13 protein-coding genes are annotated in these 14,508 nt (G+C 59.6%); all 13 read right to left on the reverse strand.

What is annotated here, in order from left to right:
• Positions 1-4 precede the first annotated feature (4 nt).
• On the reverse strand, positions 5-733 hold the full coding sequence (locus BLU28_RS02915) for an esterase family protein (protein ID WP_077986607.1): 729 nt from the start codon (positions 731-733) through the stop codon (positions 5-7).
• On the reverse strand, positions 730-1,695 hold the full coding sequence (locus tag BLU28_RS02920) for an acetylxylan esterase (RefSeq protein ID WP_077986823.1): 966 nt from the start codon (positions 1,693-1,695) through the stop codon (positions 730-732). The genes BLU28_RS02915 and BLU28_RS02920 overlap by 4 nt, the downstream gene beginning before the upstream one ends.
• A gap of 125 nt (positions 1,696-1,820) precedes the next feature.
• Positions 1,821-2,747, reverse strand: coding sequence for a carbohydrate kinase family protein (locus BLU28_RS02925; RefSeq protein ID WP_004439708.1), 927 nt, complete (start codon positions 2,745-2,747; stop codon positions 1,821-1,823).
• Positions 2,748-2,845: 98 nt separating this feature from the next.
• Positions 2,846-3,544, reverse strand: a complete 699-nt coding sequence (locus BLU28_RS02930; protein WP_004439706.1) for an orotate phosphoribosyltransferase — start codon at positions 3,542-3,544, stop codon at positions 2,846-2,848.
• Positions 3,545-3,691: 147 nt separating this feature from the next.
• Positions 3,692-4,729, reverse strand: a complete 1,038-nt coding sequence (pyrC, locus tag BLU28_RS02935) for a dihydroorotase (RefSeq protein ID WP_077986606.1) — start codon at positions 4,727-4,729, stop codon at positions 3,692-3,694.
• A 112-nt stretch (positions 4,730-4,841) separates the two neighbouring features.
• The gene (locus BLU28_RS02940) at positions 4,842-5,879 is read right to left on the reverse strand and encodes a 4-hydroxyproline epimerase (RefSeq protein ID WP_077986605.1); all 1,038 of its coding nucleotides are present in this window, start codon (positions 5,877-5,879) and stop codon (positions 4,842-4,844) included.
• 124 nt (positions 5,880-6,003) lie between these two features.
• Complete coding sequence (locus tag BLU28_RS02945) at positions 6,004-7,326, reverse strand: alpha/beta hydrolase (protein WP_035206716.1); 1,323 nt, start codon at positions 7,324-7,326, stop codon at positions 6,004-6,006.
• 187 nt (positions 7,327-7,513) lie between these two features.
• A complete protein-coding gene (locus tag BLU28_RS02950; RefSeq protein WP_035206714.1) occupies positions 7,514-9,010 on the reverse strand; it encodes an acetyl-CoA hydrolase/transferase family protein in 1,497 nt (498 codons plus the stop codon).
• A 295-nt stretch (positions 9,011-9,305) separates the two neighbouring features.
• The gene (locus tag BLU28_RS02955) at positions 9,306-10,106 is read right to left on the reverse strand and encodes a phosphodiesterase (protein ID WP_077986604.1); all 801 of its coding nucleotides are present in this window, start codon (positions 10,104-10,106) and stop codon (positions 9,306-9,308) included.
• A 63-nt stretch (positions 10,107-10,169) separates the two neighbouring features.
• Positions 10,170-11,462: an ABC transporter substrate-binding protein gene (locus BLU28_RS02960; protein WP_004439693.1), complete on the reverse strand. Its 1,293-nt coding sequence runs from the start codon at positions 11,460-11,462 to the stop codon at positions 10,170-10,172.
• A 42-nt stretch (positions 11,463-11,504) separates the two neighbouring features.
• A complete protein-coding gene (locus BLU28_RS02965; protein WP_004439691.1) occupies positions 11,505-12,326 on the reverse strand; it encodes a carbohydrate ABC transporter permease in 822 nt (273 codons plus the stop codon).
• Entirely contained in the window at positions 12,326-13,252 is a 927-nt protein-coding gene (locus BLU28_RS02970; protein ID WP_035206712.1) for a carbohydrate ABC transporter permease, read from the reverse strand. The genes BLU28_RS02965 and BLU28_RS02970 overlap by 1 nt, the downstream gene beginning before the upstream one ends.
• Positions 13,249-14,394, reverse strand: coding sequence for an ABC transporter ATP-binding protein (locus BLU28_RS02975; RefSeq protein WP_168247068.1), 1,146 nt, complete (start codon positions 14,392-14,394; stop codon positions 13,249-13,251). The genes BLU28_RS02970 and BLU28_RS02975 overlap by 4 nt, the downstream gene beginning before the upstream one ends.
• Positions 14,395-14,508: the final 114 nt, after the last annotated feature.

Here is a 14,508-nt window from a genome sequence, read left to right on the forward strand (position 1 = left end):
AGCCTCAAATATAAAGCGCCGCCATCTTGCGCCACGCACCCGCCCGATGCGCGCGGCCTTCCCAGACATGCATCTGGTGCCCCACCTGCTTGCCTGAAAGCACGCGGCTTAAGTGGTGATTGTTGTCCAGAAAGGGGTCTGCATCGCCAATGGTGAAGACCATGTCGATGCGGCGCAGGTGATCGAGCCGCCATGGGCAGTTTAACCCGGGAAGAAAGTGGCTCGGCATGTGGAAATAGACGTCATCGTCATAATAGCCGTCGAACAGATCACCGAAAGACTCCACCTCCATCGTCAGGTCATAGCGGCCGGAAAAAGCGACGAGCTTGGTGAAGAGATGCGGGTGACGGAAGACGAGGCTGGCGGCCTGAAAGGCACCGAGGCTGCAGCCCTGCACGATGGTGCTATCATGCGGATTTTTCTCCGCCATCAGCGGCGGCACTTCGCCCAGAATATAGGCCTCGAGTGCGGCGTGACGTCGGAGACGGTCGGCGGGATGGTTGTGGCCCGCGTAGAAACTTTCCCGTGCCAGACCCTCGATACAATAAAGCTGGAGGTGGCCGGCCTCCAACTTGTGGGAAAGACTTTCGACGACGCCCAACTCCTCATATTCGAAGAAGCGCCCGTCGCGTGTCGGGAACATCAGCACTTTCGCGCCGGCATGACCGAATATCAGGAGTTCCATATCGCGATGGAGCCTGTGACTATACCAGCGGAGATATTCGCGTTTCATGGCACCTTGAAAAACCGTCTGACCTTGTCCTTATGGACCGCATCTTGCGATGCGCTGTCAGGGTAATCGAAATGCCCGGCGTCGAGGATGAAGATTTCATTAAATTTTGACGGCGGCAAAGCGTTGGCCACCGCGAACTGGCAGGGCGGCGCCACGGCTGGATCAAAAAGCGCAGGCGCAATCAGCATGGGCACGCTTATGCGGGCGGCCGCGCAGGCCGCATCGAAGAGGCGCAACGTTTCAAGCACATGGGCGTGCGTCTTCGCATAGGTCTGGACGGCGTCCGCGCTGCCGACCGTTGGCAGCGTCAGCCAGAACGGTCGGTGGCCGAAGGTCGGCACGACGAGATGGCCGCGGTCGATACGCTTATCATAAGGGATCGCAAGAGCACCGATACCACCCCCGAAGCTGATGCCGCTATAACCCACCTGCCCTTCCAGCCAGGGATAAAGGCTGACGAGCGTCGAGACCGCGATCCAGAGGTCATCGACACAGCCTCCGATAATATAATCGTCTTTCCGCTCGATATTATAGAGAACGTGAAGGGCCGGATCGGATGAAATCGGCGGACAGGCACTCAGCGACAGTCCACGAAAGCAGGGAAACAGCACGGCTGTCTCTTCCACGGGCACATCGAAATCAGGCTCGCCGCGCCCGCCATAACCGTGGCCGACGACCAGGCCGCGGCGGACCTGTCCTTCGCGCGGCAACAGCAGCCATCCACCGATACGGAAACCGTCGGTGGAGGTGTAGGTCAGATCGAGGACCTGCCAACGGGGATCGCTCAGCTTGCTCCGGCGCAGCACCGGGCGCGGATCAGTGGCGAGCGCGCGGCGATAGCGCTTCTCCCAGAAGTCATCGAAACCGGGTGGCGCTTCCGGGGGCGTGATGGCAAGCAACTGCTCGCGTTGCATGCCGTAGGTCGGGTCGAAATCAAAGGGATGGGCTGTTGAAACACTCATGCGACGCTTGTTTCTCGAAAAAACAGCAGACACAAGCTTGATAATACCGAAATAACGGTTTTTCACGATTTTGGCGGCGTGATGCGTGTTGAACCATCTTTTCAAAATGGTTCAACCCTAACCCATCACAAGCCGATTTCGTGCGCAAAAGGCGGATTGGCGCCAGCGCGCGAAACGGTGACTGCCGCCGCCTTTGCACCGAGCGCAAGCGCCTTTCTGATCTGCTCTTCCGTCAGTGACGCCACCTGCGCCTTGGTCAGCAGGCCCTGCATTTTCAGCGACGCAAGAATGCCGGCATCAAAGGTGTCGCCCGCACCGACGGTGTCCACCACCTCCACGCGTTCAGAAGCAACTTCGACCTTCAGGCCGGTCGTATAGCCAACGGCACCTTTCGCACCGCGGGTGACGACGACCAGCTTTGCGCCATGGTGCAGCCAGTGGCGGGCAAGCGTGTCCTCATCCCCTTCCAGACCGAACCAGGCAAGGTCCTCATCCGAGAACTTGACGATATCGGACATGGCGGCCATGCGGCGGATGCGGGCCATATGCGACTGCTTGTCCTTGATGAAGCCGGGGCGGATATTTGGATCGAGCGAGATGACACGGCTTTCTTGCTCACGCGTCATCAGCGCTTCATAGGTGCTGCCGCAGGGTTCGGGGATGAGGCTGATGGCTCCGAAATGCAGCGCTTCGCAATCGGCGCCCAGCGCCGGAAGCTCGGCTTCGGTAATCATCCGGCCGGCGGTGTTCTCGTCATAAAAGGCATAGGTCGCGTGGCCGTCGACCAGCTTTACGAAGGCGATGGTGGTGGGGCGCGAAAGAGTGGCGCAATAGCTGAAATCCACGTTGCTGGCGCGCAGGGTTTCCCGCAGGATATCGCCCATCATGTCATCTGAAAGACCAGTGAAAAAGGCGGAGGGAACGCCGAGACGTCCCAGCGCGATGGCCGTGTTGAAGACCGCACCGCCTGCATAAGGGGCAAAACCCGCCTCTCCCAGCGTTGTCTGCCGGGGCAGCATGTCGATCAGGGCTTCACCACAACACAGGATCATTACGGTCCTCCTCAAAACAGCAAATCAAATGGACTTAAATCGATTTAGACGAAGATGGATCGGAAGGCCAGCCACAAGCTGGCCACCCGCATCCGAAATCAAGATTGCGGCAATTCGCTGACACCGCCGCGCTTTGCAGACCAGGGCAGCGGGTTATCGAGGAAGGCTTCAACCTCGGAGAGGGTCTTTTCATCGAACAGTTTTTCAGCCCGGGCAACGGCCAGAACATCGCGCCAGGTCGTCAGGTAATGCAGCTTAACATTGCCGTTGGCAAAGCGTGCTTCCGCCTCCTGGAAGATGCCGTAATAGAAGAGTGCGATGCCGTGATCGACGATGCCGCCCGCCGCACGGATGGCGTCGATAAAGGTAAACATCGAGCCACCTGCGGTCGTCAGATCCTCAATGACGAGAACGCGGGCACCCTCGGGCATATGTCCTTCGATCTGGGCATTGCGGCCATGGCCTTTCGGCTTCTTTCGGCAATAGATCATCGGCAGGCCGAGGCGCTCGGCAAGGAAAGCGGCGAAGGGAATGCCCGCAGTTTCGCCGCCGGCCACACAGTCAAACTTCTCGAAACCGGCCTCACGCAGGACAGCCGCCGCCGCAAAATCCATGGCTGCGGAGCGAATGCGCGGGAAGGAGATGAGCTTGCGCATGTCGATATAGACAGGGCTCTTCATGCCTGACGCGAAGGTGTATGGGCTTTCGGAATTAAAATGGACCGCCTTGATTTCCCACAACATTTTCGCAACCAGTTCGGCAACGACGGCGCGATCGGTGAATGTGAAGTGGTTCATAGGCGTTCTCCTTTTAGGCCTTGGTTTCTCGCTCCGAAAACCCGGATCGGTGTTCGGAAAGCACGCGTCTTTGTTCGGTATTTCGTGCGCCAGCCGAGGTGCCGGCGGACCATAACAAAACCGCCGGCAGTGCCGGCGGTCATAAAATCAGTTTACATCCCAATGAAGCGGGAACATCGGATCGAATACGGTCACCGGCCCGGCGCCCGTTTCGATCTTGGCGGGGAATGACACTGGCTCGTCGCGCTTGACCAGCGTGATCGTCTCCTCATTCGGCGCCAGACCGTACCAGGCCGGGCCGTTGAGCGAAGCGAAAGCTTCCAGCATGTCGAGAGCGTTTTCGTCCTCGAAGACATGGGCAAGGCAGCTCATCGTATTGATGGACGTGTAAATGCCCGCGCAACCGCAGGCGCATTCCTTCAGCGGGTCCACGTGCGGAGCGGAATCCGTGCCAAGGAAAAAGCGCGCATCGCCAGAGGTCGCGGCAGCCCGCAGCGCAAGCCTGTGCTCCTCGCGCTTGGCGACGGGCAGACAGTAATAATGTGGCTTGATGCCGCCAACCAGAATGGCGTTGCGGTTGATGATGAGATGATGCGTGGTGATCGAGCCGGCCAGATTAGCCTTGGAAGACTTGATATAGTCAACGCCATCGCGGGTGGTGATGTGCTCCATCGTCACCTTCAGCTCCGGCAGACGCTGGCGCAGCGGTTCCAGAACCGTCTCGATGAAGACCTTCTCGCGGTCGAAAATATCAACTTCCGGCGTTGTTACTTCTCCATGCACGCAGAGGGGCAGGCCGATCTTCGCCATGCGCTCCAGAACAGGCATGGCCTTGTTAAAATCGCGCACACCGCCGTGGGAATTGGTTGTGGCACCGGCGGGATAAAGCTTTACAGCGGTAATCAGGCCGCTTTTCTTGCCCTCTTCCACGTCGTCGGCCTGCGTGTCCTCGGTCAGATAGAGCGTCATCAAGGGCTCAAAGCTGTCGCCCGCGGGAATGGCCTTGACGATGCGGTCGCGATAGGTGCGGGCATCTGCGGTGGTGACAACCGGCGGCACCAGGTTCGGCATGATGATGGCGCGGGCGAAATGACGGCTCGTATCCCCGATCACCCCCTCCAGCATGGCGCCATCACGAAGATGCAGGTGCCAGTCATCAGGGCGGCGCAGGGTGAGCGACTTCATCGGGATACCTCGGAGCATGATGGAATTGCGCCCGCTTAGCATCTTTTGTCGCGGGAAAACAGCCGCCCGACATGATCAGGCAGCCGTAAATGTCATTTTTTTGAAGCGCGCTTCAGATGTTGCCCGCTTCCGGACCCCAAACGTCGGTCATGGCAAAACCATCGGCCAACGGGTCGAAGGGGTCGAGGCCGACCTGATGCAGACCAAAGGTAAAGCCGCGCCCGGCAATCGTGGGAATGACGGCCGGACGGCCCGCAACTTCGGTGACGGCGGAAAGGCCGACATCAAATTCCGAACCGATGATCGAGCGGGATTTATACTCGTCGCCCACCTTCACCTTGCCGCGCGCATAAAGCGTGGCGAGATTGGCGGAATTGCCGGTGCCGCAGGGCGAACGATCCGCCCGGCCCGGCCACATGGTGGTGCAGGTGCGGATGGAGCCATCAGCGTCCACATCGCGGAACATCACATAGGCCACGCCCGATATGGCGGCAATTTCGGGATGCACAACGGTCATTTCGCGGTTGACCAGATCCTTAAGGATCATGCCCGCAGAGACCAGCTTCGCGGCATTGGCTTTTTCGATCGTTAGACCAATCTGACGCACATCGACCAGCGCATAAAAAATGCCGCCATAGGAGATGTCCATCGTTACCTTGCCCCATTGGGGCGTGTCGATGCTGACATCAAGCGCATGCACGAAAGACGGCACCATGGTCAGCTTGACCTTTTCGCAGCGCCCGTCACGGCAGGTGGCCGTTGCCTTCACCAGACCGGCCGCCGTTTCCAGAATGATGACGGTTTCCGGTTCGTGCATCTCCACCATGCCGCTTTCCAGAAGTGCCGTCGTCGCGCATATGGAATTCGATCCGGAGCTGGCATGCGCCTGGTCCGGCTGAAGGATGACAAAGGCGGCGTGCGCATCCGGATGCTTCGGCGGCAGCAGAAGATTGACCGAGCCCATGGGCGTGCCGCGCGGCTCCAGCGTCAGGAAGCGACGAAGCGCCTCTCCCTTTGGGTCGGTATTCATCCAGTGAAGCTGTTCAGCCACCGTATTGCCGGGAATTTTCGGCGCGCCGCCGGTGACGACACGGCCGATTTCGCCTTCGCAATGAACATCGAGAAGCTGAAGGGTGCGTTTCCAACGCATGGGGTCTTACTCCGAAAAGGGTTGTCGACCGACCATACAGATAAAAATACAAGCTGTATACAAATTTGCGCCGCTCTGTGACAAAAAGCGCCTAGCGTTCCCGCTGCCCCTAACGCATCGCAGTTTAGCGATTGCGGCATTCCGCCCGGTTTCGATTGGCAGCGGCATCGCAGTTGATCCTTGACGACTGAAGCGCCTGATCGTCCACCACGGAGCCGGCCGTATCACCCACCGATCCCACGGTATTTTCCACCGAGCGGCCAAGCCGCTCCACCTGCCTGCCGTAGTTTTCCCGCGTGCGGGGATCGAACACAGCAATTGGCGCGCTGACCACAACGCTCGCTGCTGTTCCCACCGTCTGCGCGGCACCGATGCTGACGGCGCCCAAGGCTTCGCCCAGGCCGACATCGGAATCCGTCACGGTCTGGCCCGCGATGAGGCGGTCGCCGATCAGACGCACGACCTCCGGGCTTTCGGCAAACTTGCCGTGGTTCAGGCGGTCACCCGATTGCAGCTTCGTCAAATCGAGAACCGTGATACCGGCCTTCTCCAGCTGGCTGCTGTAAGGCTCAACGGAAGGATCGATCTGGCCAAGACGGTCAACATTGCCGGAAATGCGGCGCGACAGGCTGAGCGCGCGGTCATCCTGCGAAACGAAGAGCGTGAATTTCGGTGGTGTCTTGCCGAGGCTCGCGAACTGGCGGCTGAAGACATCCACGTCGAGATCAGGTGCTGCCAGAATAACGTTGCCGATCTTCGGATCGACGCGCCCATTGCGGATGGCCATCTGCCGCAACGCCTCCACCGCAAGCCAGGTGCCCATGGAGTGCGCCATGACCGTGACTTCACGGATGGATTTGTCTTTCGCCAGCCGCGTCAGCATCTCTTCCAGCGCGTCACGGGAATAGTTGGTGCTTTCCTTGTCGTAATTATAGTCGAAGATGCTGGCGCGTGACGGCCAGGTGAAGACGACGGGCACGACATCGGTTCTGGAATCATGGACGATCTGGGCAAATCGATAGACGGATTCCTCGTAGCGGTTGTTGAAACCATGCACGAAGACCAGCACGCGGCGGTCCTTTTCAATATGCCGGCCGATCCAGCTTCGCGTCTCGGCTTCGGAGCGGATGGGCTCGACCGCAACGGTAGTGAAATCCTTCAGCGGATTGGGCGGCAGTTTCTTCGGCCACTGCACCTGCCCGACCTTGCGGTTGGCATCCGGGGGTATCGAGACGGTGACCGCGTCGACCTTCAGCCCCGTTCCCCGCTCGCCGCCGAAAAGAACCGCGGGATTGTCAGACGGCGCGCGTGTCGTCGCGACAAGGAGATTCACCGGCGTCGTACCGGCCACTGTTTGTCCCGTTGGCGTCATCACTCCGATCGGCCGCCCACCGCAACCGGTAAGCAGGGCAACAATCGCGATCATGGCGACGAAGCGAATGGGCATCACATCACTCTCCTGCAACCCTGAGGCAGCCGGGTCGCTGCCGAGAGAGAGGATTTTCTACCGGAGGCGGAACTGACGCGCCAGCAACCACAGCGAAGTGGCGGATGATTTCCATCCCGGTGTGTCCAAACGGACCCAATTTCGCGTGGGCGCGTCCAATACCTCAGGCTGGATTCCTGATCCGCCGCTATTTCTGCGGCAGCATGGTGCCCCTTTCACGCAGGGCGCCATGCCACGACAGCGCTTCTTCCATGAGATGCGGCGTGTGCCCTCCCCGCGAGACTGCCCGCTGGAAATAGTCCGTTAGCGCATCACGATAGGCCGGATGCACGCAGTTCTCGATGATGACCGCCGCGCGTTCACGAGGCGCAAGGCCACGAAGGTCGGCAAGGCCCGTCTCGGTCACGAGGATATCGACATCATGTTCAGTGTGATCGACATGGCTGACCATGGGAACGACGCTCGATATGGCGCCGCCTTTGGCGATAGACTTGGTGACAAAGATGGACATATAGGCATTCCGGGCAAAATCCCCCGAGCCGCCGATGCCGTTCATCATATGCGTTCCCCCGACATGGGTCGAATTGACGTTTCCGTAAATATCGAATTCCAGCGCCGTGTTGATGCCGATGATACCGAGGCGGCGGATAACTTCGGGATGATTGCTGACCTCCTGCGGGCGCAGAATGAGCCTGCTTTTATATTCGGCCAGACGCGGCATGACCCGCTCATTCATGGCGGAGGACAAGGTGATCGACGAACCCGACGCGAAAGTCAGCTTGCCCGCATCGAAAAGTTCGAATGTGGAGTCCTGCAGGACCTCCGAATACATTTTGAGATCGTGAAACGGCGTATCAATGAAACCGTGCATCACAGCATTGGCGATCGTGCCGATGCCGGCCTGAAGCGGCTGAAGTTCGTGGGTCATACGGCCTTGACGCACCTCGTTCAGCAGGAATTCAGTGAGGTGGCCGGCAATGGCCCTGGTTTCATCATCCGGCGGCAGCACTGTCGAGAAGCTGTCGCTCTTGTCACTCAGGACAATAGCGGCGATTTTTTCCGGCGGCACCGGAATGAAGGGCAGTCCGACACGGCTATCCGTCGCCACCACCGGGATGGGCATGCGGGTCGGACGTTTTGCGGGAATAAAGATGTCGTGCAGCCCCTCCAGCACCTCGGGCTGGGACAGGTTGATCTCGACGATGACCTTATCGGCCAGGATGGCGAAACTCGCGGAATTGCCAACGGAGGTGGTGGGCACGATGCCACCTTCAGCGGTGATCGCCACGGCTTCAACGATGGCGATATCGACGCCGTGAATCTGACCGCCGCGCAATTGCTCGACGGTCTCGGAGAGATGCTGGTCAATGAACATGACCTTGCCGTCATTGATCGCCTTGCGCAAAGCCGGATCGGACTGGAACGGCATGCGACGCGCCAGCATGCCCGCCTCGACCATGGTCTTGTCGAGATCATTGCCCAGCGATGCCCCCGTCATCAGTGTGATTTTCATGGGATGCAGCTTGGCACGCTCCGCCAGCGCCAGCGGCACCGCCTTGGCCTCCCCGGCACGCGTGAAGCCGCTCATGCCCACAGTCATGCCATCCCGAATGAGACTGGCAGCCTCTTCGGCACTGACGATCCGGTTCAAAAGGGACGCGTTGCGAATACGCTTTTCAAGCATGCACTTCTCCATGATCTGCAATCACGATGGCACGGCATTCGGCTGGCCACCTATTCGGCGACTATGGCGTGCAGTTTCATCGATGAAACTGACATAGATCAAGGGCAAGAAGGGAACCATCACTTCTGCGTATCAAATCCCGTTCAGCGACAGTAAGTGACGCATCGGCGCGACAGGCTGGCAGGCCCTCACACCATGCCGGCCCTGCGATCGGCAGGAGACTTCCGTTACGCCGTGACCGGCGAGGAGTGACGAGCCCCACTTCGCGTCATCGCAGTGAGGAAAAAGCAACTCGTCAGGGGCCTTCGCAGACAGGCGCCCGCCCAAGCACGACCTGCCCCACTTCCACATCATAGGCACGCAGGCCGAACGCGCCGAGGTTTATGACCCGGTAACAGGGATTGCCGCCCGTCCACAGGGGATCGACAACGTCGATATCGGTGATAAAGCGATGCGCGCAGGCCTGACCGGAACTATAAGCGATGCCTTCGGCCGTCGTGCCTGCCATTGGCACATGGATATGGCCAAAGATAATGTGACGCACACCGGCCGGGTGAGCGGCGAGCCGGCGCATGACAGCTCCGTCATCGTGCATGCCGATATGTTCAAAATGGCGGATGCCACAATCCATCGGCGGGTGGTGAATGAAAACCGTCACGGGCAACTCGCCCGCGCTTTCCAGCGCGCTCTCCAGCCATGCCAGACGATCCTCACCATACATGCCGCCTATGACATCGGCTTCATGGCTGTCCAGAAACAGTAAACGACCAAAATCGGTGTCGATGAAGGACTGGATGTAACCGTTATCGTCGCGCGGCTGTTCGGGAAAGGCGGCCACGAATTCCGGGCGGCGGTCGTGATTGCCGAGCATCAGCCGCACCGACATGGAGGCCGACGCGAGGATGCCGCGGAGCAGCCCGTAGGCTTCCGGCTCACCGTAATTACAAAGATCGCCCGTCATGACAAGAAGATCGGCGTCGGCGTGTTTTTCAACGATATCGGCGATTGCCGCGCGCAGCTGCTTTTCCGGGTCGACGCCATTTATGGCGACGCCGGGCAGCAGAAGATGGGTATCGGTGATCTGGATAATCTTCATTTGGGGCTTCCTGCGCAAAATGGCTGCGGGAACGGATTTCCCGCAGCCTCTCGATGGTGCTGATTATTTCAGCAGGGCGTTGGTCTGTTCGACGATCTGCTTGAGACCGGCTTCCGGCGTCACCTCACCGCGCATGACGGTGCCGATGATATCGCGCTGGGTGCGCCAGATGCGGACGGAATCGCCACCGGGGTAACCGGCCCAGGGCAGAGAACGGTCAGCCTGAAGCGAAGCGGTTTTCACATTCGGGTTCTCGACGTAATAAGGAGCGAGGAAGTCCGGGCCGGTTGCCAGCTTGTTGGTCGGCAGGTAACCGGTGATGCGAACGATGGTGTTCTGCGCTTCCGGACCGGTGATCCACTTCAGGTATTTCCAGGCAGCATCCTGCTTGGCCTTGTCCTGCGTCAGGATAACGGCAGAGTTACCGCCGGTCGGAACGCCGCCCTTTTCCTTGTTGTCCAGCGGGAAGGTCGCCGTCTTCAGCTTGAAGCGGTCGCCAACCAGACCCTGGATCGTCTGAACGTGAGCGGGCGTCGAGAAGATGAAGCCGGTGAGGCCTGCGCCGAACTGCTGGCGGGACTGATCCCAGTCGAGCAGGTTCTGGCCACCTTCGGTGACGAACTGGCGGGTCATCTTCAGGGCGTTGAGGCCGATCTCGTTGTCGAAGGCAACGGTCTTGGTCTTCTCGTCAACGAGCTTGCCGCCCTGCTCGACAATGAGCGCCTGCCACAGCCAGTCATCCGGCCAGCCGTTGATGTCGTAGCTCATGCCAGCGAACTTGGGGTCGAGAGCCTTGATCTTCTTGGCAAGAGCAATGAGCTCCGCAAAGGTCGTCGGCATCTTGTCCGGGTCGCCGCCGGCCTTGGTGACGAGGTCCGAGTTGATGTAGATGATCGGCGAGGAAGCGTTGACCGGCAGACCATACTGCTTGCCGTCGATCTGGCCGAGTGCCGCCATCTTCGGGCTGTAGTTCTTGTCGAGGAAAGCCTGACCGCCTTCAGCCTGAATGAACGGGCCGAGATCGGTGATCTGGTTGCGCGGTGCGAGCGTGTGCACCAGTTCCGCCGTCAGGTTGTAGCCCGAGAAATAAACGTCGGGCAGATTACCAGTAACGGCAGAGCGCAGAACCTGCTGCTGGCCTTCGTTATAACCGGCAGCCGGAGCGAGGAAGTTTATCTTCACGTCCGGGTTCTTCTTCATGAATTCATCGGCCAGCGGCTGATGGAATTTCGTGAAGCCCGGCAGGTTGTAGAGAACATTGAGCGTGATTTCGTTGGCGAAAACCGGCTGAGCGAGGCCCGCAAAAGCCATGCCAAGGGCCAGACCGCCCATCACAGCGCGTCGGTTTAGTTTCATGTCAGTCTCCAGAGAGGTTGGGAGGAGGAAGTCTGAACGGCGTCACTTGACGCCGGTCATGGTAATACCGGCGATGAAATGCCGCCGTGCCAGGAGGAAGCACAGCACCATCGGCGCGGTAATCAGTGTCGCGCCCGCCATCAGCGCGCCGTAATTTGCGCCGGATTCAACATCGGCGAAAAACATCATGCCAAGCGGCGGTGGCGCGAGATTGGTGTCAGAGATAACGATCATCGGCCAATAAAGGTCGTTCCAGTGGGCGACGAGCGAAAAGACCGAGAAGGCGGCGAGTGAAGGCAGCGAACCACGCAGCACAAGCCCCCAGCAGATCTCCATTTCAGAGAAGCCGTCCATGCGTGCCGCTTCGATGATTTCATCCGGATAGCTGCGGAAGGACTGATTGAACAGGAAGATGGCGAAGACGGAGAGAAAGAAGGGCATCATCATCGCGAAATAGGTGTTCAGCAGCTCCGTCTTTGCCAGACCGACGAAAAGCGGCAGGGCAAGGGCCTGGATGGGAACGCAGAGCGCGGCGACGACCAGTCCAAGAAGCAGCTTGCGGCCCGGGAACCGCAGTTTCGCCAGAGCGTAGGCCGCCGGCACAGATGTCAGTATCTGGACGACGAGAATACCGACGCAGACGATGACGCCATTGAGCATGAAGCGTGCCATGGGCACTTGCCCGGCTGCGCGGGTGTAATTATCGGCCGCGTCGAATTTCTCCGGGATCGGCCAGAGCGAAACGTTGAATATTTCCGCCGGCGAACGGATTGACGTCAGCACCATCCAGTAGAACGGCAGGAGCATCAGGAAAGCGCCGAGCGCCAACACAAGATGCGGAAGATATTTGCGGAGTGCGGCCATCAATAATGCACCTTCCGGTCCATATGCAGCGTCTGGCCGATCGAAAGCACCAGTACGATTGCGAGGAAGATCACCGTCAGCGCGGCGGCATAACCGGTGTTGGAATACTCAAAACCTTCGAGATAGAGATCGAACAGCAACGTCTCCGATCCGAAACGGCCCTTGGTCAGCACTGCCACCGTCTCGAACACCTTGAAGGCCGAGATGGAGGTGGTGACCACAACGAACATGGTCGTCGGTCCGAGCATCGGCCATGTCACGGTCAGGAAGCGGTCCACCGGGTTCTTCGCGCCATCGAGACGCGCCGCCTCGTGCAAATCCTTCGAAATGGCGGTGAGACCGGCAAGGAACAGAACCATGTTGAAGCCGAGTATCTGCCAGACGCCCATCAGCGCCATGGTAGGGATAAGGAGAACGGGGTTGGAGAGGAAAGCGACGGGTTCGAAGCCCATCCACTTGATCGCGGCATTCACCGGGCCGAGCGATGGATGGAGCAGGAATTGCCAAACGGTCGCCATGGCCACCAGCGTTGCGGTGACCGGAAGGAAGTAAGCTACTTCCCAGAAGGCGCGGCTGCGCTTGCGATTATAGACAAGCAAGGCTACGCCGAGCGCCAGAAACACACCGAAGGGAATGACGATGGCAGCGTAGATGGCCGTATTCGTCAAAGCACGCAGGAAAACCGGATCCTGAAACGCCTTGACGAAATTTCCCAGCCCCACAAAGCGCGTGGACAGCGCGCCAAGCTGATAATCCGTGACGGAAAACCCGGCGAGAACGAGCATCGGCACGATATAGATTGCCAGAAGCAGCAAGCTTGCGGGTGCCGCAAAGATCAGGCCGCGCCGGATCATCCGCCGGTCGGCCTTTGAAAGCCGCGGGCGAGCGCTGGCACGCGCCGCGCCAGAAAAATCAACCGCCGTCATGCCGGCACCTGCTCGCGAACGGTCACCTTGCGGCGGAGACCGTCAGCGGCGAAAAGATGCGCGCGCTCCGGCACAAAACCGAGGGTCATGACGCCATCCGCATCAGCGCCAAGCGTTTCGCCGGCACCCTGTCGCAGGGTTATGGCCACCGTCTCATCACTTAAAAGACGGCAACTCACGAAGCGGTCTGCGCCATGGGTTTCGCTGCGGACCACGCGCACGGCCAAACCTTCCGCGCCGGGACGCAGATCCTCTGCGCGAAGACCAAGCGTTGCGGGACCGGCGTCGCGGCCCGCGGCTTCGAGACCAAGATCCCGGGCGAAAGCCGTCACCTTGCCGCTGGCGGCGATTTCGACCGGCAGCAGATTGATGGAGGGCGTGCCGATGAAGCGCGCGACGGTGAGCGTGGCGGGCTTGCGGTAGAGTTCATCCGGCGTGCCGAGCTGCTCGATACGACCTTCAGACATCAACGCGATACGGTCGGACATCGTCATGGCTTCGATCTGGTCATGGGTGACATAGATGAAAGTTGCGCCGAGCCGCCGGTGCAGGCCTGCCAGCTCTTCGCGCATGTGGGCGCGAAGCTTCGCATCAAGATTGGAGAGCGGTTCGTCCATGAGGAAGGCGGCCGGCGAACGCACCAGTGCCCGGGCAAGCGCAACACGCTGACGCTGGCCGCCGGAAAGCTGCGCCGGTTTGCGATCCAGCAGATGCGCGATCTGCAGCGTCTCGGCCGCCTGCTCGACGGCTGCGTCGATCTCTCTCACCGTTTCGGCCGGGGCCGCAAACCGCCCGATCAGCGGTAGCCGCGCGGCAAAGGGCAAACGGCGCATCCTAAGCGGCGTCGCGATGTTCTGGCGCACGCTCATATGCGGATAAAGGGCGTAGGACTGGAACACCATCGCGAGATTACGGTCGCTCGGATCGATCTCGGTCACGTCCTGTCCGCCGATGGACACCGAACCGCGATCCGGCGTTTCGAGCCCCGCTATGATGCGCAGCAGCGTGGACTTGCCACAGCCCGACATGCCCACCAGGGACAAAAACTCTCCGGGGCGGATGGAAAGATCGATCTCTTTCAGAACATCGTCGGCGCCGAAGCCTTTGCCGATGCCCGAAAGTTCAAGTGATTGTGGCGTCATTCTGCGCTCCTTTTCTGAAGCGCATATGCTTATATTGTATGACAATATGACGAAGGTTTGAGGAAAGTTCGATGACACGCGAAAGCCCGGAAATCTCGGACAATCGGAAACCGC

Source organism: Agrobacterium pusense (genome assembly GCF_900102105.1).
Lineage (GTDB): Bacteria > Pseudomonadota > Alphaproteobacteria > Rhizobiales > Rhizobiaceae > Agrobacterium > Agrobacterium pusense.

Excerpts from the sequence above, each read along its gene's own strand:
- BLU28_RS02920 (WP_077986823.1), bottom strand. The coding sequence starts at position 1,695 with ATGAGTGTTTCAACAGCCCATCCCTTTGATTTCGACCCGACCTACGGC.
- BLU28_RS02955 (WP_077986604.1), bottom strand. The coding sequence starts at position 10,106 with ATGAAGATTATCCAGATCACCGATACCCATCTTCTGCTGCCCGGCGTC.
- BLU28_RS02975 (WP_168247068.1), bottom strand. The coding sequence starts at position 14,394 with ATGACGCCACAATCACTTGAACTTTCGGGCATCGGCAAAGGCTTCGGC.
- BLU28_RS02970 (WP_035206712.1), bottom strand. The coding sequence starts at position 13,252 with ATGACGGCGGTTGATTTTTCTGGCGCGGCGCGTGCCAGCGCTCGCCCG.
- BLU28_RS02925 (WP_004439708.1), bottom strand. The coding sequence starts at position 2,747 with ATGATCCTGTGTTGTGGTGAAGCCCTGATCGACATGCTGCCCCGGCAG.
- BLU28_RS02950 (WP_035206714.1), bottom strand. The coding sequence starts at position 9,010 with ATGCTTGAAAAGCGTATTCGCAACGCGTCCCTTTTGAACCGGATCGTC.
- BLU28_RS02915 (WP_077986607.1), bottom strand. The coding sequence starts at position 733 with ATGAAACGCGAATATCTCCGCTGGTATAGTCACAGGCTCCATCGCGAT.
- BLU28_RS02940 (WP_077986605.1), bottom strand. The coding sequence starts at position 5,879 with ATGCGTTGGAAACGCACCCTTCAGCTTCTCGATGTTCATTGCGAAGGC.
- BLU28_RS02945 (WP_035206716.1), bottom strand. The coding sequence starts at position 7,326 with ATGCCCATTCGCTTCGTCGCCATGATCGCGATTGTTGCCCTGCTTACC.
- BLU28_RS02960 (WP_004439693.1), bottom strand. The coding sequence starts at position 11,462 with ATGAAACTAAACCGACGCGCTGTGATGGGCGGTCTGGCCCTTGGCATG.
- BLU28_RS02930 (WP_004439706.1), bottom strand. The coding sequence starts at position 3,544 with ATGAACCACTTCACATTCACCGATCGCGCCGTCGTTGCCGAACTGGTT.
- BLU28_RS02965 (WP_004439691.1), bottom strand. The coding sequence starts at position 12,326 with ATGGCCGCACTCCGCAAATATCTTCCGCATCTTGTGTTGGCGCTCGGC.
- pyrC (WP_077986606.1), bottom strand. The coding sequence starts at position 4,729 with ATGAAGTCGCTCACCCTGCGCCGCCCTGATGACTGGCACCTGCATCTT.